The organism is uncultured Sphingomonas sp. (genome assembly GCF_913062585.1).
Classification (GTDB): domain Bacteria; phylum Pseudomonadota; class Alphaproteobacteria; order Sphingomonadales; family Sphingomonadaceae; genus Sphingomonas.
Window position 1 is genome coordinate 1 of the sequence record NZ_CAJXWX010000027.1, and the last position, 19709, is coordinate 19709.

14 protein-coding genes are annotated in these 19709 nt (G+C 66.8%); 6 read left to right on the forward strand and 8 right to left on the reverse strand.

All coding sequences use genetic code 11. The annotated features are described in order from the left end of the window. The first annotated feature begins 285 nt into the window (after nucleotides 1-285). Genes QZ546_RS15150 through map form a run of 3 tightly spaced genes read left to right on the forward strand, consistent with a single transcriptional unit; the run spans nucleotide 286 to nucleotide 1664 of the window. A complete protein-coding gene (locus tag QZ546_RS15150; protein WP_294239327.1) occupies nucleotides 286-645 on the forward strand; it encodes a YbaN family protein in 360 nt (119 codons plus the stop codon). A gap of 43 nt (nucleotides 646-688) precedes the next feature. Beyond that, nucleotides 689-895, forward strand: a complete 207-nt coding sequence (locus tag QZ546_RS15155; RefSeq protein WP_294239329.1) for a ParD-like family protein — start codon at nucleotides 689-691, stop codon at nucleotides 893-895. 1 nt (nucleotide 896) lies between these two features. Next, complete coding sequence (gene map / locus QZ546_RS15160) at nucleotides 897-1664, forward strand: type I methionyl aminopeptidase (RefSeq protein WP_294239331.1); 768 nt, start codon at nucleotides 897-899, stop codon at nucleotides 1662-1664. 131 nt (nucleotides 1665-1795) lie between these two features. Here map and QZ546_RS15165 read toward each other — a convergent pair whose 3' ends face one another. The 7 genes from QZ546_RS15165 to QZ546_RS15195 all read right to left on the reverse strand — a co-directional run bounded on the left by QZ546_RS15165 (nucleotide 1796) and on the right by QZ546_RS15195 (nucleotide 10545). Continuing rightward, complete coding sequence (locus QZ546_RS15165) at nucleotides 1796-2479, reverse strand: response regulator transcription factor (RefSeq protein ID WP_294239332.1); 684 nt, start codon at nucleotides 2477-2479, stop codon at nucleotides 1796-1798. Beyond that, complete coding sequence (locus QZ546_RS15170) at nucleotides 2479-5145, reverse strand: sensor histidine kinase KdpD (protein ID WP_294239335.1); 2667 nt, start codon at nucleotides 5143-5145, stop codon at nucleotides 2479-2481. Before QZ546_RS15170 ends, QZ546_RS15165 begins: the two co-directional genes overlap by 1 nt. Next, entirely contained in the window at nucleotides 5142-5714 is a 573-nt protein-coding gene (gene kdpC / locus QZ546_RS15175) for a potassium-transporting ATPase subunit KdpC (protein ID WP_294239337.1), read from the reverse strand. Before kdpC ends, QZ546_RS15170 begins: the two co-directional genes overlap by 4 nt. A gap of 12 nt (nucleotides 5715-5726) precedes the next feature. Beyond that, complete coding sequence (gene kdpB, locus QZ546_RS15180) at nucleotides 5727-7763, reverse strand: potassium-transporting ATPase subunit KdpB (RefSeq protein WP_294239339.1); 2037 nt, start codon at nucleotides 7761-7763, stop codon at nucleotides 5727-5729. 15 nt (nucleotides 7764-7778) lie between these two features. Next, nucleotides 7779-9482 (reverse strand): potassium-transporting ATPase subunit KdpA, encoded by a 1704-nt coding sequence (gene kdpA / locus QZ546_RS15185; RefSeq protein WP_294239342.1) that lies wholly within the window; start codon nucleotides 9480-9482, stop codon nucleotides 7779-7781. 13 nt (nucleotides 9483-9495) lie between these two features. Further along, entirely contained in the window at nucleotides 9496-9585 is a 90-nt protein-coding gene (kdpF, locus tag QZ546_RS15190; RefSeq protein ID WP_037531783.1) for a K(+)-transporting ATPase subunit F, read from the reverse strand. 108 nt (nucleotides 9586-9693) lie between these two features. After that, a complete protein-coding gene (locus tag QZ546_RS15195; RefSeq protein ID WP_294239359.1) occupies nucleotides 9694-10545 on the reverse strand; it encodes a TorF family putative porin in 852 nt (283 codons plus the stop codon). Between the two features lie 303 nt (nucleotides 10546-10848). Here QZ546_RS15195 and QZ546_RS15200 point away from each other — a divergent pair, with 303 nt between their 5' ends. The 3 genes from QZ546_RS15200 to QZ546_RS15210 all read left to right on the forward strand — a co-directional run bounded on the left by QZ546_RS15200 (nucleotide 10849) and on the right by QZ546_RS15210 (nucleotide 16036). Next, nucleotides 10849-12915 (forward strand): phosphocholine-specific phospholipase C, encoded by a 2067-nt coding sequence (locus tag QZ546_RS15200; RefSeq protein ID WP_294239362.1) that lies wholly within the window; start codon nucleotides 10849-10851, stop codon nucleotides 12913-12915. A 167-nt stretch (nucleotides 12916-13082) separates the two neighbouring features. After that, nucleotides 13083-15353: a TIM-barrel domain-containing protein gene (locus tag QZ546_RS15205; protein WP_294239432.1), complete on the forward strand. Its 2271-nt coding sequence runs from the start codon at nucleotides 13083-13085 to the stop codon at nucleotides 15351-15353. Nucleotides 15354-15457: 104 nt separating this feature from the next. Continuing rightward, on the forward strand, nucleotides 15458-16036 hold the full coding sequence (locus tag QZ546_RS15210) for a hypothetical protein (protein WP_294239367.1): 579 nt from the start codon (nucleotides 15458-15460) through the stop codon (nucleotides 16034-16036). Nucleotides 16037-16185: 149 nt separating this feature from the next. On the opposite strand, the gene QZ546_RS15215 is transcribed toward QZ546_RS15210, so the two are convergent. Then, nucleotides 16186-19560, reverse strand: a complete 3375-nt coding sequence (locus tag QZ546_RS15215; RefSeq protein WP_294239434.1) for a TonB-dependent receptor — start codon at nucleotides 19558-19560, stop codon at nucleotides 16186-16188. Nucleotides 19561-19709: the final 149 nt, after the last annotated feature.

Consider the following 19709-nt stretch of genomic DNA (forward strand, 5'->3'; position numbering starts at 1 on the left):
TTTTCAAGCAGAAGACGGCATACGAGATCTAGTACGGTCTCGTGGGCTCGGAGATGTGTATAAGAGACAGCCCCCAACCCCTCCCGCCTGCGGGAGGGGAGTAAGAAGAGCATTTGTTGGCCACGCGCCGCGCAAAGCTCCCCTCCCGCAGGCGGGAGGGGCCGGGGGAGGGAAAGGCCCCAAGCGACGTCGCTCGTGGATGCCCCCCATCCCCCTCCCGCCTGTGGGAGGGGGCGTGCCTAGAACAACCTTCCCCCTACCCTCACACCCCGCTACGCATCACGCATGATACGGCTCGGCTGGCTTGCCCTGGGATTCCTGTTCGTCGCGCTCGGCGTGATCGGGGCGATCCTGCCGCTGATGCCGACGACGATCTTCCTGATCCTGGCGGCGGGCTGTTTCGCGCGGTCCTCGCCCCGGCTGGAGGCATGGCTGCTCGACCATCCGCGCTTCGGCCCGACCTTGCGGGCCTGGCGCCAGCATAGCGCGATCGGGCGGCGAGGCAAGGCGATGGCGTGTGGCGGCATGACGCTGGGCTATGGCCTGTTCCTGCTGGGCGCCAGGCCGCATTGGCCGCTCGCGATGCTCGTCGCGATCGTTATGGCGGGATGCGCGGCGTTCGTGCTGACCCGGCCGACCGCCTGATCCGGCTTGCGCCTTCGATATACGGACCATATACGCTTCATATATGGGTATAGTAAAAATCGACGACCAGCTGCACGAAGAGATCCGCCGCGCCAGCACGGTCATGTGCCGCTCGATCAACGCGCAGGCCGAATTCTGGATGAAGATGGGCATGTTGGCCGAGGCCAATCCGACCCTGACCTTTCACGACATCGTCAAGGCGCAGATGGCCGCCGCCGACCTGGCCACGCCGCAACCCTTGGTCGCCTGACATGATGAAGACCCCTGAGGAACTGGCGCTGATGCGCGTCTCCGGGCGCTTGCTGGCGCAGGTGTTCGAGATGCTCGACGGGGTGGCGCTGGCCGGCCTGTCGACGCTGGCAATCAACGACCTGGTCGAGCGCTATATCACCCACGACCTGTCGGCACGGCCCGCGAGCAAGGGGCAATATGGCTTTGCCTATGTGCTCAACAGCTCGATCAACCAGGTCGTTTGCCACGGCGTGCCGAGCGCCGACGACGTGATCCGCGACGGCGACATCGTCAATCTCGACATCACGCTGGAAAAGAACGGCTTCATCGCCGACTCCAGCAAGACCTATATGGTCGGCGAGGTATCGCCCGGTGCGCGGCGGCTGGTCCGCGTGACGCAGGAGGCGATGTGGAAGGGCATCCGCCAGGTCCGCCCCGGCGCAAGGCTGGGCGATGTGGGCGCGGCGATCGAGAAGCACGCCAAGGCCAATGGCTATTCGGTGGTGCGCGATTATTGCGGCCACGGCATCGGGCGCGAGATGCATGAGGCGCCCGACGTGCTGCATTTCGGACGGCCGGGAACCGGCGCTCCTTTACGCGAGGGCATGACCTTCACCATCGAGCCGATGATCAACCAGGGCACGCGCAAGGTGTCGACCTCGGACGATGGCTGGACGGTGGTGACGGATGACGGAAAGCTGTCTGCGCAGTTCGAGCACACGGTCGCGGTGACGCGGACCGGGGTGGAGGTGCTGACGCTGAGGACGGGCGAGAAGGCGGGCTTATGAGAATTCCTCCCCTGCAAGGGGAGGTGGCATCGCATAGCGATGACGGAGGGGTGTCGCGCTCTCGATAGCGGGACACCCCTCCACCAGCTTCGCTGGTCCCCCTCCCCTTGCAGGGGAGGAATGACAAAAGCCTAACCCTCCACCCGCAACCGATACCCCACGCCCAGTTCGTTCGCGATGATGCTGCCGACCGGCTGCGGCGCCTCCAGCTTCTGGCGCAAATTGCGTACCACGATGCGCAGATAGTCGATACGCGGGTCCTCGTCCCCGCCCCAGGCGGCGTCGATGATCTTGTCATGCGTCACCACCCGGCCGGGATGGCGGGCGAGCACCGCCAGCACGTCATACTCCTTGCGGGTCAGATGCTGCTCCTCGCCCCCGCGAGTCACGACGCGCCGGTCGAGGTCGATCGCCAGATCGCCGGTCCGCACCACGCTCGGCGCTGCCTCGGCCGCCCGACGATGTCGCAAAGCCACCCGCAATCGCGCCAGCAGTTCCTCGCTGTCGAACGGCTTGGTCACATAATCGTCCGCGCCCAGGTCGAGCGCGGCGACCTTTTCTTCGGTCGCGTCGCGTGCCGAGACGACGAGCACCACCCGCGCAGGCCCGCGCAGCAGCGGGATCAGGCTCAGCCCGTCGCGGTCGGGCAGGCCCAGGTCGAGCAGCACCGCATCGGGATGCTCCGCCGCCGCATGGGCCAGCGCGTCGCGCCCGTCGCGCGCCTCGATCACCCGGTGCCCCGCCTGTTCCAGCGTGTTGCGCAGCAGGCGGCGGATCGCGACTTCGTCATCCACCACCAAGATCGTCGCGGGCATCAGGCCATTCCCTCCGGCGCGCCGTCGCGCATGATCAGGTCGCGGGGAAAGCACAGGGCAAAGGCCGCCCCCTCGCCATCCTCGCGATTACCCGCCTCTACGCTGAGGCCCATGGCTTCCGCAAAGGCCTTGACGATGGCGAGGCCAAGGCCCGTACCGCCCGCCACACGGTCCGATCCCTCCAGCCGTCGAAAGGTCTCGAACACCTCCGCCTCGCGCCCTGGCGGCAGGCCGGGACCGTGATCGAGTACCGAAAGGCGCAAACTGCCATGGCGATGCCGCCCCTCGATCACGATCTCGGTCCCCGGATCGCCGTACCGCCCGGCATTGTCGAGCAGGTTGAGCAGACAGTGATGCAGCAATTGCGGATCGGCGCGGACCATCGGCAGATCGGGCGGCACGTCCAGCCGCACCGCATGGCCCTCCAGCGCGCGGCGCGCGTCATGTGCCGCGCCCGTCACCGCGTCGCTCAGGTCAATCGCCTCGATCTTGAGCTTCAGCGCGCCCGCCTCGACCCGCGCCATGTCGAGCAGATTGGCGACGAAGCGGTTGAGCCGCGCCGCCTCTCCCTCAATGGTCGCGATCAGGTCGGGCGTCGTGCCCTGCCGCAGTTGCGCGGCGGCGGCCATCACGGCGGTCAGCGGCGTGCGCAAATCGTGGCTGACCGAGGACAGAAGCGCCGCGCGCAACCGGTCGCGCGTGCGCACCGCATCGACATCGCGCACCTCCGCCTCCAGCCGCAATCGCTCCAACACCAGCGCCGCCTGGTCGATCAATCCGGTCAGCAGCGGCAGGCGATCGGCGCGCACCGGCTCGCCGCCCGCCTCCTTGGCGAGGCCCAGGACGGCGAGCGTGCGGTTTCCGGCCTTGAGCGGCTGGAACAACCATTCGGACGCCGCCAGCGTCGCCGATCCCTTGCCCGCCGGCGTGCCCGTGTCGAAAGCCCAATGGGCGGCGGCCATTTCCATCGTCTCCAGCCGATAATCGGCCTTGGTCGCGGCCTGCACCGCCAGGCCTGCGGGCGACGGGATGAGCAGCACCGCCTGTACCTCGAACAGAAGCGCGATATCCTCGCAGATCACCCGCGCCGCCTCGGCCGGATCGTTGAGGCCGCTCAACCGGTGCAGGAACCCGGCCAAAGTCGCATTGTCGCGCGCGCTCGCCGCCGCCAGATCGGCCTGCGCGCGGACCCGCGAGGTCAGCTGGCTGGTCGCGACGGCGACGCCCAGCAGAACGAAGATCGAGATGACATTCTCGGGGTTGCTAACGCTCAGCGTGCCGACCGGGGGCAGGAAGAAGAAGTTATAGGCCAGGCTCGAAGCAAGCCCGGCGAACAGGCCCGTGCGCAGGCCATAGAGGCTCGCCGCCGCCATGACCGGCAGCAGGTAGAGAAGCGCAACATTGCCGAGATTGAGGATATGGAACAGCGCACTCGCCAGCGCCGTCACCACCGCCACCCCGGCCAGCGTCAGCCCATAGCCGATGGGCGAGCCCCATTGCCCACGCCGCCGGGTTCGCTCGCGTTCGACCGGTGCTTCGCCGACCGGCAGGACATGGACGGTGACACCCGGCGTCTCGCGAACCAACTGGTCGACCACCGAACCATGCCGCAGCTCGAACCAGCGCGACCGCTTGGCCTTGCCTACGACCAACTGGGTGGCGCGCGCATCGGTAAGGAAGGCCTGAATCCCCTCGACCACGCTGGGTGCGGGGACCGTCGCCACCGCTGCGCCAAGCTGCGTCGCCAGCGTCATGGTGGCGGCCAGCCGCCGATGCTGCGCCTCTCCCAAGGTCGCGGTACGCGGCGTGTCGATAAACAGCGCCGTCCAGGGTGCGCGGAGCGCATCGGCGGCGCGCTTGGCGGCGCGGACCAGTTCGTCGGCACCGGGCAGTTCGCTGACCGCAACCACCAGCCGCTCGCCCGCCGCCCACTGCCCGCCGACGCCCAGCGATCGGACATGGTCGAGCATCTGCGCATCGACCGCCTGTGCCGCCCGCCGGAGCGCCAGTTCACGCAAGGCCGACAGGTTGGACTTGGAAAAGAAATGCGACAGCGCCCGCGTCGCTTCCTGCGGCAGATAAACCTTGCCCGCCTTCAATCGCTCGATCAGCTCGTCGGGGGGTATGTCGACCACCTCGATCTCGGCGGCCTCCAGGATGCGGTCGGGCACCGTCTCGCGCACCCGGACGCGGGTGAAGCTGGCGACGACATCGTTCAAGCTCTCGACGTGCTGGATGTTGACGGTGGAATAGACGTCGATCCCCGCCGCCAGCAGCTCCTCGACATCCTGATAGCGCTTGGGGTGGCGGCTGCCCGGCGCATTGGTGTGCGCCAGTTCGTCGACTAGGGCGAGGCGCGGCGCGCGGGCGAGAACCGCATCGATGTCCATCTCGTGCAGCGTCCGCCCCTCATAGGGCACGGCGCGGCGGGGCATGACCTCCTGGCCGCGCACCAGTGCCTCGGTCTCGACCCGGCCGTGCGTCTCGACCACCGCGACGACGACATCGACACCATCACGGCGGCGCGCGGCCCCTTCGGACAGCATCTCGAACGTCTTGCCGACGCCGGGTGCCGCTCCGAGGAAGATTTTCAGGCGGCCGCGCCCCTCGCGCTCGGCGGCGCGCAGCAGGGCGTCGGGGTCGGGGCGCGGCTCGCCTGCCGTCATCGCTTGGTCAGGGCGTCCAGCGCGCGGTTGAGGGCGAGGACGTTGACGTGCGGGTCACCCAGAACGGACTCCTCGGTCTTGGCGACGACCAGCGCGCGGACCTGCTTGACGGGCAGGTTACGGACGCGGGCGATGCGGGCGGCCTGCGCCAGTGCGGCTTCGGGCGACAGATCGGGGTCGAGGCCCGAACCGCTGGTGGTGACGAGGTCGGCGGGCATGTCGCCCATCACGCCCTCGGCACGGCGCTTGGCGACGTCCGCCTTCACCCGGTCGGCGAGCGCCTGCGAAGTCGGCCCCAGATTCGAGCCCGACGAGGCGAGCCCGTCATAGCCCTTGCCCGCCGCCGAGGGGCGCGTCTGGAAATAGCGGTCGCTGACGAACGCCTGGCCGACGACCTCGGAGCCGATCACCCGGCCACCGACTTCGACCAGGCTGCCATTCGCCTGATGCGGGAAGAGGGCCTGCCCGATCCCGGTCATCGCCAGCGGATAGGCGATGCCCAGAAGCGCGGCGAACAGGATCGTTATCACGATCGCGGGCCGCAAGGCGGAGGTGAAATCCTTACCCATGATAGAGCTTCCTTATGCGAGGCCGAGGCCACCGACCACAAGGTCGATGATCTTGATGCCGACGAACGGCGCGATCAGGCCGCCCAGACCATAGATGGCGAGATTGCGCGCGAGCAGCGGCCCTGCCCCCATCGGCTTGTATGTCACGCCCTTCAGCGCCAGCGGCACGAGCAGCGGGATGATGAGCGCGTTGAAGATGATCGCCGACAGGATCGCAGACTGCGGCGTCGCCAGGCCCATGACGTTGAGCACGCCGAGGCCGGGGTAGAGCGCCACGAACATCGCCGGGATGATCGCGAAATATTTCGCCACGTCATTGGCGACCGAAAAGGTCGTCAGCGCGCCGCGCGTCATCAGCAACTGCTTGCCGAGGCCGACGACCTCGATCAGCTTGGTCGGATCGCTGTCGAGATCGACCATGTTGCCCGCTTCGCGCGCGGCCTGGGTGCCGGTGTTCATCGCGACGCCGACATCCGCCTGCGCCAGCGCGGGCGCATCGTTGGTGCCGTCGCCGCACATCGCGACCAGCTTTCCGCCCTGCTGTTCCTGGCGGATCAACGCCAACTTGTCCTCCGGCGTCGCCTGGGCGAGGAAGTCGTCCACGCCCGCCTCGGCGGCGATGGCGGCGGCGGTCAGGGGATTGTCGCCGGTGATCATCACCGTGCGGATGCCCATGCGGCGCAGCTCGCCGAAACGCTCGCGGATGCCCGCCTTGACCACGTCCTTCAGAAAGATGGCTCCGAGCAGACGACCATTTTCCGCCACCGCCAGCGGCGTGCCACCGGCGCGGGCGATCTCGTCGGTGATCCGGCGCAACTGGGTCGCCGCCGCCGTCTCGCCCAAGCCGGGATGCGCGCGCAGGATCGAGTCCACCGCGCCCTTCTGGATCAGGCGATCGCCGATCCGCACGCCCGAGATACGGGTCTGCGCGGTAAAGGGGATGATCTCCGCGTTCGCAGGCAGGCCGGGGATCGCAACCCCGAACTGGTCGCGCGCCAGCACGACGATCGAACGGCCCTCGGGCGTCTCGTCCGCGAGGCTTGCCATCAGCGCGGCGTCGGCCAGCGTATCGGCGTCCGCCCCACCGACGGCGCGGAACTCGCTTGCCTGACGATCACCGATGGTGATGGTGCCGGTCTTGTCGAGCAGCAGGACATCGACGTCGCCCGCCGCCTCGACCGCGCGGCCCGACTTGGCGAGCACGTTGAAGCGGACCAGCCGGTCCATGCCCGCGATGCCGATCGCCGACAGCAAGGCCGCGATGGTCGTCGGGATCAGGGTGATGAGCAACGCCGCCAGGATCGCCACCGGGATGCTGCCGCCCGCGAAGGACGCGAAGCCCGGAATGGTGCCGACCGCGATCAGGAAGATGATGGTCAGCCCGACGAGCAATATGGTCAGCGCCACCTCGTTCGGGGTCTTCTGCCGCTCGGCGCCCTCGACCAGCGCGATCATGCGGTCGAGGAAGCCCTGGCCCGGATTGACCGTCACCTTGATGCGAATCTCATCCGAGATGACCCGCGTGCCCGCCGTCACCGCCGAACGGTCGCCGCCCGCCTCGCGGATGACCGGCGCGCTCTCGCCGGTGATCGCGGCTTCGTTGACGCTGGCCACGCCCGCGACGACTTCGCCGTCCGAGGGGATCAGGTCGCCGGTCTCGACCAGCACCACATCGCCGATCTTGAGCGCGCTGGCGGGGACATTCTCCCACTCCTGGCCAGCGCTCGTCAGCCGCTTGGCGGTCAGCTCGGCCTTGGCGGCGCGCAGGGACGCGGCCTGCGCCTTGCCGCGCCCTTCCGCCAAGGCTTCGGCAAAGGTGCCGAACAATACGGTCAGCCATAGCCAGACGACCAGTTGCAGCTTGAAACCGGTGGTCAGCCCGTCATGCCCGACGACGAGCAGGACGGTCAGGAGGGCGGCGACCACCGCGGTCACGAACATCACCGGGTTGCGGATAAGCTCGCGCGGATTGAGTTTGACGAACGACGCCTTGATCGCCGGGAGCACCAGCTCGGCGGTGAACAGGCTCTTGGTGGGGGAATGGGCCATGACAGGCGCTCCCGATCAGAAGAGTTGACCGCGGATCATCGCGAGATGATCAGCGATGGGACCAAGGGCGAGGCTCGGCAGGAAGGTCAGGCCGCCCAGCACCAGCACGATGCCGACCAGCAGACCGATCCAAAGCACACCCGTGGTCGGGAAGGAGCCCGCAGAGGCGGGGACATGCTTCTTCGCCGCCAAGCTGCCCGCAATGGCGAGCATCGGTACGATGATGAAGAAGCGGCCCACCCACATGGCGACGCCCAGCAGACCGTCATACCAGGGGGTCGCGGCGGTCAGGCCACCAAAGGCCGAACCGTTGTTCGCCACCGCGCTGGTGAAGGCATAGAGGATCTCGCCGAAACCATGCGGCCCCTTGTTGAGCGGCCCGGCCAGCCCAGCTTGCGTCACGCAGGACAAGGCGGTCATCCCCAGGATGAACAGCGGCAAGACGGCGATGGCGAGGACGGCGAGCTTGACCTCGCGGCTCTCGATCTTCTTGCCGACATATTCGGGCGTGCGACCGACCATCAGGCCAGCGACGAACACCGCCAGGATGGCGAAGAGCAGGAAGCCGTAAATGCCAGCCCCGACGCCGCCGATGACGACCTCGCCCAGCTGCATGTTGAACAGCGGGATCATGCCGCCGAGCGCGGTAAAGCTGTCATGCATCGCATTGACCGCGCCGCACGACGCTGCCGTGGTGACGGCCGCGAACAGGGCGGACGCGGCGACGCCGAAGCGGACCTCCTTGCCCTCCATATTGCCGCCCGCGACGCCCAGCTGATGCAGCACGGGGTTGCCCGCCGCTTCCGCCCAATAGGCCACGGTTGCGCCGCCCAGGAACAGCAGGATCATCGCGGCCAGGATCGCCCAGCCCTGCCGCGTGTTGCCGACCGCCTTGCCGAAGCACCAGGTCAAGCCAAAGCCGATGACGAAGATCGACAGCATCTGGACGAAGTTGACCAGCGCGGTCGGGTTCTCGAACGGATGCGCGCTATTGGCGTTGAAGAAGCCGCCACCATTGGTGCCGAGCATCTTGATCGCTTCCTGGCTGGCGACGGGTCCGAGCAGGATCGACTGGCGCACGCCCTCCAGCGTGTTGATATTGACGACGCCCGCCATGGTCTGCGGCACGCCGCTGGCGATCAGGAAGACCGCATAGACGATGCTGACCGGCAGCAGCAGATAGAGGGTGATGCGCGTGACATCGGCCCAGAAATTGCCGAGATTCTTCGTCTCGCGCCCCGCAAAGCCGCGGAACAGCGCAAAGGCCAGCGCGATGCCGGTCGCCGCCGACAGGAAATTGTGGATGGTCAGGCCGAGCATCTGGGACAGGTTCGACATGGTCGACTCGCCCGCATAGCTTTGCCAGTTGGTGTTGGTGGTGAAGCTGATCGCGGTGTTGAACGCCAGATGCGAGGTCAGCCCGGCCAGCCCCTGCGGATTGCCCGGCAAGTAGAATTGCAGGCGCAGCACCGCATAGGTGAAGACCATCAACGCGACGTTGAAGATCAGCATGTGCAGCGCATAGCGGCGCCAGCCCTGCTGCGCCTCCGGGTCGATGCCCGACAGCGCGTAGAAGCCGCGCTCGACGGGGCCGAGCACGGTGTGGAGCGGCGTGCGCCGCCCTTCATAGAGCGCGAACAGCCACGCGCCGACCGGCTTGGTCAGCGCGAGCAGGATCGCGACGAAGCCCAGGATCAGGGCCCATCCTTGAAGCGTCATGATGCCGCCTCCTTCAGAAGCGTTCGGGGCGGATCAGCACCGCCACCAGATAGACGAGAAGGCCAAGCGCGGTCAGCGCCGCCAGCCAGAGGTCGAGGGTCATGGCTCGGCCCTCCTCACGCGTGGTCGCACAGGCGGGCATAGGCGAGCGTCGCCGCCACCAGCCCGGCCATGACCAGCAACCAGATCAGATCGTCCATAGTGCGGCTCCTCAGAAGGCAGCGGTGAGGGTGGCGAGGAAGGTGCTGCCCGCGATATTGCCGGTGCCGTCCTGCCCCTTGCTGAAGCTCGGCCGCAGATAGGCGGCGTCGCGGTCGGAAATGCTGGTGTCGACCCAAGCCAACCCCAGAGTCAGGTTATGCCAGCTGGTGTCCGCGCCCAGCGCCCAGTCCCAATAGTCCCCGGTCGGCGTCGGGGCGGTGGCGTTGGGGCCGAGGCCGTTCATGCCCCAGCTATGGCCGATATGCGCCTTGGCGGTGATCGGCGTGCCATGGATCGCAGCGGCGCCATCGCCCCAGAGATACAGATTGTCGCTCTTGGCGCCGGGATGGTCATAGACACCCGCCGCCGCGCTGGCGCCGTTATCATACCATTTGCCGATCGCCTGCTGCTTGGGCGCATAGGCGACACCGGCGGTCAGCGAGACCGGGCCGGTCGTCCCCGACAGCTTGGCGAAGGGTTCGGCATAGTCGGTCTTGTTCGCGCCGCCCGGATACATGTACCAGGTCAGGCCGACGTCCAGCGTGCCGTTTGCAGTGATCCTGGTCTTGTACCCGCCGATCAGGTCCAGCTCCATGTTCGCGCCGCCGAACGTGCCCCACCCCGCGAGGTTCGACGCCCAGGTGCCGACATAGGCGCCGCTCTCATGGGTCAGCGTGATGCCGCCCTGCACCGCCATATGCTCGTCCGACTGCGAAATGCCGCGCAGCCGATAGTCGGAGACGATCGCGGCCGAGCCGCTGACCGTGACGGGCGGCGGCGGCGCGGTCTCGGCGGTCTGCGCCGATGCGGCGGCGGGAAGCACGAACAGCGCCGTGGCGGCGCAAATGGTGATGGTCTTCATATATGCCCCTATGGACAGGCCGCCGCGACGAAATGGGCGACCTCCAGGGCCGGGCAATTAGGCCCGTGCGCCGTAGCAATGCGAGGGCGATTGCCCGGTTTCGCATATAGACGGCGTATAGTCGGAACCGATCCTCCCCGACACGGGGAGGTGGCAGGGCGCAGCCCTGACGGAGGGGGGCTCGCCACACAGGACATGTTTTGCGGCACGCCCCCTCCACCATGCTCCGCATGGTCCCCCTCCCCGTGCCGGGGAGGATTTTAGGCGTCACGGAAACGTCAACGATCTCCGCCATGGCGGGACATGGTCACTATCTCCCGCCGCTCCCTATTGTCCGCCGGCGCCACGCTGGCGGGCGCCGCCGCCCTGCCCCCCGCCATCGCGCGCGCCGCCGCGATCGCGCCCGACCGGCGGACCGGCACCATCCGCGACATCGAGCATGTCGTCATCCTGATGCAGGAAAATCGCGGCTTCGATCATTATTTCGGCACGATGCGCGGTGTGCGCGGCTTTGGCGACCGCTTCCCCATCCCGCTCGCCCCCGCCACGCCCGGCAGAGAACCGCGCACCGTCTGGCAGCAGTTGGACCGCAAGGCGGAGGGCGGCCCGCGCCTGATCTCCCCCTTCCACCTCGACACCGACAGGCAGTTCGCGCTGATGCGGATGGAGGGCACGCCGCACACCTGGCCCGACGCCCAGGCCGCCTGGGACGAAGGCCGCATGGCGCATTGGCCCGAGGCCAAGCAGCAGCGCGCGATGGGCCATTATGCCCGTGCCGACCTGCCCTTCCAGTTCGCGCTGGCCGAGGCCTTCACGATCTGCGACGCCTATCACTGCGCGATCCAGACCGGGACCAACACCAACCGGCTGTTCCTGTGGACCGGGACCAACGACCCATCCGGCAAGGCGGGCGGCCCGGCGATCAGCAATTCGCATGACAGCTTTGCCGAAAATGGCGGCGCGGCCGATCCTTACCTCTGGACCACCACCCCGGAGCGGATGCAGGCGGCCGGGATCGACTGGCGCATTTACCAGGACATGGCGGACAATTTCACCGACAATCCGCTGGTCGGTTTCGCCGCCTATCGAGAGGCACATCACGGACGCGGCGACCCGGCGTTGAAGAACCGGGCGCTGACCACGCGCGGGCTGGACGTGCTGAAGGCCGATGTGCTCGCCGGGCGGCTGCCGCAAGTGTCCTACGTCATCGCCACCGCCGCCGGATCGGAACATCCCAATCCCTCCAGCCCGGCACAGGGCGCGGCCTATACCGCCGAGCTGCTCGACGCGCTGACCTCCGACCCGAAGGTCTGGGCGCGCACCGCGCTGTTCGTGATGTTCGACGAGAATGATGGCTTTTTCGACCATGCCCCGCCGCCCGCCCCGCCGTCGCGTGGCGAGGATGGCCAGCCGCTCGGCGGGTCGACCGTCGACCTGACGGGCGAATATCATGTCGTGCCCTCGACCGGCGACGCCGATGTCGACAAACCTGCCTATCGCGGCCGCCCCTATGGCCTGGGTCCGCGCGTGCCGATGTATGTCGTCTCGCCCTGGAGCCGGGGCGGCTGGGTCAACTCGCAGGTGTTCGACCACACCAGCGTCATCCGCTTCCTGGAGACGCGGTTCGGTTTTCACGAGCCCAATATCTCCCCCTGGCGGCGCGCGATCTGTGGCGACCTGACCGGCGCGTTCGACTTTGCTGCGACCGATGCGGCGACGCCCGCCCTGCCCGACCCGCGCGAGGATGCCGTCCGCGCCGCCGCGATCAAGGGACAGGTCAGCCCGCAGGCCCCTGCGACCTCCGGCGCACCGTGGCAGGAACCCGGCCTGCGCCGCGCCCGCCCCCTGCCCTATCGACTGGATGTGCGGCAGGTCGCCGATGACGACGGCATCCGGCTGCGCTTCCGGGCGGACGGTGCGGGGGCGGTGTTCCATGTCTATGATCGTCACGCGCTCGGCCAAGCGCCGCGCCGCTACACGCTGGCCGCCGGCACCGCGGTCGAGGATATCTGGTCCTCCGACGCCGCCACCAGTCACGACCTGTGGGTGCTGGGACCCAACGGCTTTCACCGGCATTTCGTCGGCAACGCGGCCAGCCCGCTGGTGGAGGCGCGGGTCGACGATAATGGCCTGACCCTCCGCGTGCCGCCGACGCTGGCCGACCTGTCGATCGTCCGGCTCGAGCCCGGCAAGACCGCCCCCTCGCCCGTCCCGCTCAAGCCCGGCCGCCATCGCTGGTCGCTGGACGACGCCATGGGCTGGTACGATGTGACGCTGACCCGCGCGAGCGACCCGCGCTATCGGCTGCGGCTGGCGGGACGGCACGACCGGCCCGGCCGCGCGACGGTCAGCGATCCGTTTCGCGCCTGATCGCATTCCCCCTTCCCCACGCGAAGACGCAGCGATAGGGTAGCGTTCACACAAATGAATTTGCTTATTGGGGGATGGATATGCGGGGCAGCGCGCGCGCCACGGCGTTGGGCATCGGGTGGCGCAGGGCCTTGATCGCCGCCGCCCTGCTGACCGGCACCGCCCCCATGGCCCTGTCCGCCGATCCGCTGGCGACCGTCGAGCGCAACGGCGCACTGGTCTCGGTCGAGCCCTATGGCCCCGGCATCGTCCGCGTCACCATCGCCACCGATCGTGCCGAGGCGGAGGCCAAGCCCGGCTATGGCCTGATCGCCAAGAGCGAGGCCAGCGGATGGTCGCACCGCAGCGACACGAGCGGCGACATTTTCGCGTCGCCCGGTCTGACCGTGACCGTCGCGGCCCAACCCTGGCCCAAACCGCCCAGCCAGATGGAGCGCTATTTCGCCCCCTCGCTGCCGCCGGTCTCGATCGGCTTCGCAGGGCCGGACGGCAAGGTGCTGACCCGGATGAACGGGTGGGAGATGGCACCGCACACCGTCTCGGGCGAAAAGACCTTCCGCGTCGGCGCCAGCTTCGCCGATACGCCCGACACCCATTATTACGGCCTGGGCCAGTATCAGGACGGCGTGCTCGACCTTCGCGGGCGGACCATCGACTGCCGCCACGATTACGACCGGCCGAGCGGCGAGTCCGTGTGCGTGCCCTTCATGGTGACCGACAAGGGCTATGCGATCCTGTGGGACAATCCGTCAGCCACGACCGTCTCGCCGGGGCTGCTGAACGCGACCAAATTCGCCTCCAATGTCGGCGAGCGCGTGTCCTTCTTCGTCATTGCGGGCAAGACGACCGACGAACTCTATGCCGGTTATGCGCGGCTGACCGGCGCGACGCCGCTGCCGCCCAAGGCCGCCTTCGGCCTGATCCAGAGCAAGGCGCGCTACGAGACGCAAGGCCAGCTGACCGAGATCGCGGATGGATACCGCAGCCGCGGCCTGCCGCTCGACATCATGGTGCTCGACTGGTTCTACTGGACCCGGATGGGGCAGCTCGACATCGACCGCACCGCCTTCCCCGACCCGGCGGGCATGAACGCGCATCTCAAGTCGATGGGGATGCAGAGCATCATCAGCATCTGGCCGCGTTTCGAGCGCGAGAGCCGCTGGTACGATACGCTGGCCGCCAAGGGCTGGCTGATGAAGGACAAGGACGGCAATCCGGTCGACGGCCTGCCGATCCGCTCCGACCGGGCGGGCGCGCTGATCGACAGCACCAACCCGGAGGCGCGGGCGTGGTTCTGGGGCAAGATCCGCGACAATATCTTCTCGAACGGCTTCGACTATGCCTGGCTGGACGAGACCGAGCCCGATCTGGTGCCGGAGGGGCATTTCTATGCCATCGGCTCGGGCGATCGCTATCGCAACGTCTATCCGCTGCTCCACACCGCCAGCGTCGCGGACGGCTCGGCGCGCGACCGGCCGGACAAGCGCAACATGATCCTGTGCCGCGCCGCCTATCTGGGCACGCAGGCCAATGGCTGCCTGTTCTGGTCGTCGGACGTGCAGTCCAACTGGGAGGCGCTGCGCCGGCAGGTGCCTGCGGGCCTCGGCATGACGGCCAGCGGCATCGCCTATTGGTCGAGCGACACGGGCGGCTGGCAATGGCCCAATGGCCCGGAGGCGCAAGCCCCGGTGCTGGTCGATCCGGCGGGCGCGACCGCCATGGCACCCTCCTATCGCGATTACCCGGAACTCTTCGTCCGCTGGTTCCAGTATAACGCCTTCACCCCCACGCTGCGCATCCATGGCCAGCGGCCGGGCACCGCACTGTGGGAATATGGCACCGCTGCCGAGCCGATCCTGGCGAAGACCCTGCGGCTGCGTTACGCGCTGATGCCCTATCTCTATGCGCTGGGGCGGCAGACGAACCAGACCGGCGCGCCCTTCATGCGCGCGCTGTTCATGGACTTCCCCGACGATCCGGCGGTGAAGGATCTGGGCGACGAATATATGTTCGGCCCCGCCTTCCTGGTCGCGCCCGTCACCGAACAGGGCCAGACCGCGCGCCGCGTCTACCTGCCGGGCGGCACCGACTGGTATGACTGGTGGACCGACAAGCGCTATACCGGCGGCCAGTGGATCGAGGCGGCGGCGCCCATCGACCATATCCCGCTGTTCGTCCGCGCGGGTTCGATCGTGCCGATGGGGGTCCAGGTGCCGAGCACCGCGACCGCGCAAAACCTGGAGAGCATCCGCGTCTATCCCGGCCGCGATGCCGTCTTCACGCTCTATGACGATGACGGCACGACCAACGCCTATCGCAAGACCGGCGGACGCAGCGCGACGCTGCACTGGGACGAGGCCGCACATCGCCTGACCGCCAGCGGCCGCCTGCCCACCGGCCAGGCGATCGCGCCGCTGGTCAGGATCGTCGGCCAATAAGATCGGCCCGGCCTCTGACGGGGCCGGGCTGTTCTCAACTCACTGAATATAATCGTTTTTGCGAACGGACCGGACAAACCGGCCGAAAGAGGAGGAGAAGGATCATGATCGGATTTGTGGCCCTGCTGATCGCCGCCCTGCCAGCGGGAGCGGCCGACCAGGCAGCCCCCAGCGCGGCGGCGCAACCCAGCATCTTCGACAAGGCGATCAACACGCCTGGCATCGGCTGGACCCCCTATGGCCCCAATCAGAGCGCCAGGCAGGTGCCCGCCGCCAATGTCCCGGGCGGCAACGCGGTGCAGGTCAAGGTCTCGGCGCCCGGCCAGAACCCATGGGACAGCGGCCTGACCTATCCCACCGTCAAGCCGATCGCGGCGGGCGACACGCTGATGACCATGGTTTTCCTCCGCGCACCGAACGCGCCCGAGGGCCAGACCCTGTCCATCCCCGTAGCCATGGGCGGGTCCGAGCCGCCTTACACCCCGATCGCGTCGGAGCCAGTGCAGGTCGGATCGACCTGGAAAAGCTATTATGTGACCGGCGTGGCGGGCCAGGCCTTTGCCGCGGGCAAGGCCAATATCTCGGTCCAGCTGGCAGGCGCCAAACAGGTGATCGAAGTCGGCCCCGCCTTCCTGCTCGACCTGGGGCCGAATTTCGACCGGTCGAAGCTGCCGCATAACTGATGCGCATCGCCGGGGCGGTGTAAACCGATCGCCCCGGCTCTGGCTGATCGCACCACAAACAAGAACCGCCCGCCTCCCTATCGGAAGCGGGCGGTTTTTTAGGTAAGTCAACCCGGCCGGCCCCCGCAGAGTCCGGCCGGGACGCCGGGTCAGAAGTTGCCGCGCAAGATGAACGAGAAACGGCGATCGTTGACGAAGTACGACCGCGGGGCAAGCTGGCTGGGATCACCAGTATAGGCCTGCAGGGTCTTCGTCACGGTGTTGGTCAGGTTCACGCCCTGAACGCCGATCTTGACGAACTTCGACACGTTGATGAATGCCGATGCGTCAAGCTGCCCCGCCGCGTCCTGGAAGATCGACGTATAGGGGAAGATCACGTCGGCCGCTGTCAGCAGATATTTCGACCGCCAGTTATAGGCCGCACGAAGCGAAATCGGTCCCTTTTCATAGAAGAGGGTGGCGTTGACGTTATGCTTCGACAGGCCTTCGAGCGGCAGGTTCCCGCCCACCGTCTGCGCCGCGACGTTCGTCACCGGCGCACCGCCGTTCAGGAACGAATTGGGCAGGCCCGAGCTTTCGATATACGAATAATTGCCCGTGAAACCGAAGCCGTTGAGGAAGCCCGGCAGGAAGCTGAAGGTCTGCTGATAGGCAATCTCGACACCCTTGATCTTGCCATGGCCGTTATAGTTCGCCGGCCCCCGCGTCAGCAACGGGAAGGTCACGCCATTGTTCTGCAGCGGCAGGCTCACGATCGACTGATAGAAGAAGTTGGACACGTCCTTGTAGAAGGCGTCGATGGTCAGCGATCCGACCTTCGAGAAATACCATTCCGCCGTCGCGTCGAACTGCCATGCCGTCGCGGGCTTCAGATACGGATTGCCGACCGTGCTGAGGAAGTTGCCGTTGCCGTCAATCGTGATCTGCTGGAAATTGCGGATCAGCGCGGAGTCCGGCCGCGTCAGCACCTTCGAACCCGCGAGACGCGCGATCAGATTCGGCGTGATACCGAACTTCAAATTCACGCTCGGCAGCCAATAGGTGTAGCTGTTCTTCGCTTGGTTGAACACGTTGACCGAGTTGGTCCCCGCAAACTGCTGCAGCAAGCCATAGCCCGTTTCGCCCAGGTTGCAGACACCACCCGGACGGCTGGGGTTGGTACCGGCAGGCGCTCCGGCGGGCGGAGGCGAAACGGCGCAACGCGAGCTGTACGGGTTGGAGATGTTCAGCGTCGCCTGGTTGGGGATCGTGCTGGTGCCGAACGAATCGAGGCCCGTACGGACGAAGCGGACACCCGCATTACCGCTGAAGCTGAATGAACCCAGCGACTTGAACGACACCATCGCATAGGCTGCGGTGTCGCGCTGGTGCACGCGCTGGATTTCGCTGGGCAGATACGAGGTGCCTGCTACCACGCCCGGACGCTCGGCCAGCGGCACCCATTGCTGCTGGGTGTTGCCATTCTGGGTCTGCGCGACGGATTCGACCTGCTTGATGAACTTCACCGCGTCGCCATAGCCGCCGATCAGGTCGCCACCGTAATAATAGCCACCCGGCGGCGCATTGGTGGCGCCACGGAAGAAGTTCGGGAAGCTATAATACTGCGCCTGGTTTCCGCCGAACTGGTCGACGGTCACGGGATAACCCGCCCAGATCTCGCTCATCATACCCCAATTATAGGTGGAGTATTTGACCGTCTGGTCGCGATCGGCATAGCGGGCGCCGAAACGTGCCTTGTTGAAGAAGCCGCCCTCGGGGAAGTCATAGCTGACGTCCGCCTTGAACTGATATTCCTGGCCGACGCTGTCTTCGGCGTGATCCATCGCGGCACGCCAGAATTGCGTGCGCTTGTCCGCAAAATACTGGGCATCGGTCTCCCCGGCGAGGACCGTGTTCGTCGGCTGAGCCCAGCTTGCCGACAGCGTGCTCGGCTTGTGCGAGATGACCGACGGCAGGTTGCCCGTCAGGTCGAGTTCCTGGTCGGCATAGGTCGCACCGAAAATGCTCAGGCTGCGATTGGTGCGTTCCGAACGGGTATAGTCCGCGTCGAGGTTGACCGACAGACGATCGGTCGGGTGGATTTCGGCGTTGAGGCCATAGTCGTTGATCAGATTGCGTTCATACGTCTGACCGCGCGCGAGCTGAAGCTGCGCGCCACCCGTCGGGATGAAGGTCGTGTCCGGCGCGCCGCTGCGGTTGGTGCGGTAGCCGGTGCCCGGCGACGTGATGTAACCGCTCTGGAACAGACCGTTCGAATCATAGGTGTAATTCTTGAACTGGCCGACCGGGCACTCCGCGCGGACCGTGCCGTTACCGTTATAGAGCGGCCCGTCGCTATTCTGTACGCAGCCGACCGGAAAGGTGCTGTACTCCGACAGGTCGGGGGCGGCTTCAAACGTGTACTCGTTGGTATTGTTCGTGGTGTGCGAGCGCAGATACTGCGCGGTCAGGATGAACGACTTGTCGAGCGTTTCATATTGCGCGGCGAGGGCGATACCGTCGCGCTTGCGGTCGAATTCCTGGGTCCGGTACTGGCCGCCAAGCGGCGCATAGACCTTGCCCAGCGGATCGGCAAAGCCATCCGCACCCGCCGTCGATGCCGTACCGCAGGGCGAACCGGCCGCCGGCAGGGTCGTCGTGTCGCTATTGCCGGGCAGAGGATTGCGGCAAACGAGCACGCCGCCGCCGTTCTGGAACGGCACCTGCGTGTTGTCGCGCGTCTGGAAATTGGTGATCTGCACGCCGTCGGCCCGGCTGCGGATGCGCGAATAGGAGAGGTCGCCCAGGATACCGAACGTACCGATCCCGGTTTCGAAGGTATCGCTTATGAGGATCGAACCGGTCGGCGTCCACTTCTTGCGGAAGTCGCCATAATTGGCTTCGGTGTCATAGCCGATATGAAAGCCGCGATTGTCGAAGGGCTTGCGCGTGTTGAGGTTGACGGTGCCGGCCAGACCGCCCTCGATGGCGGCGGCGGTCACATTCTTATAGACCTCGACCGAGCCCAGCAATTCCGCCGGAACGTCGGCGAAGTTCAGAGCCTGCCCGCCGATACCGGCCGCGAACGCATCGCGCCCGTTGAATTCGGAGCGGACGAAGTTCAGGCCACGGATGACCACGCCCGAACCCTCGACCGAGAAGTGGTCGGGATCGTTGGCGGCGGCGAAGCGGCTGATCGACACGCCGGGCACGCGCTGGAGCGCTTCGGTGACCGAGCGATCGGGCAGCGCGCCGATGTCGGTCGCGGTGATCGCGTCGACGACGGTGTCGGAGTTGCGCTTGATGTTCTGCGCATTCGCCAGGCTCTGGCGGATGCCAGTGACGACGACTTCCTTGGTGGTGTCATCTGCCGCGGGCGACTGCGTGCCGGCGGCCTGCGCGCTGGCGCTCTGGTCCGTGTCGGTCGTGGTCTGTGCCAGCACCGGCGTGCTCAGCGACGCGATGCACAATGCACCGGCGGACGCACCGAACAGGAGCCGAGAAAAACGAGTCGCACTGACGGTAAACGGCGCAACGCTGCGCATCATGGTCATCCCCCCCTTATTCGCGCGCCCCATTGGCGTCGCGGGCTATGGTGCAAACGTGCCTCGTGACACGCTCTACAAACAGATGATTGCGCTACCAGAAACATTTCGACAAGATGTTTAACTTAAAAAATGTCCGATCCGGGACA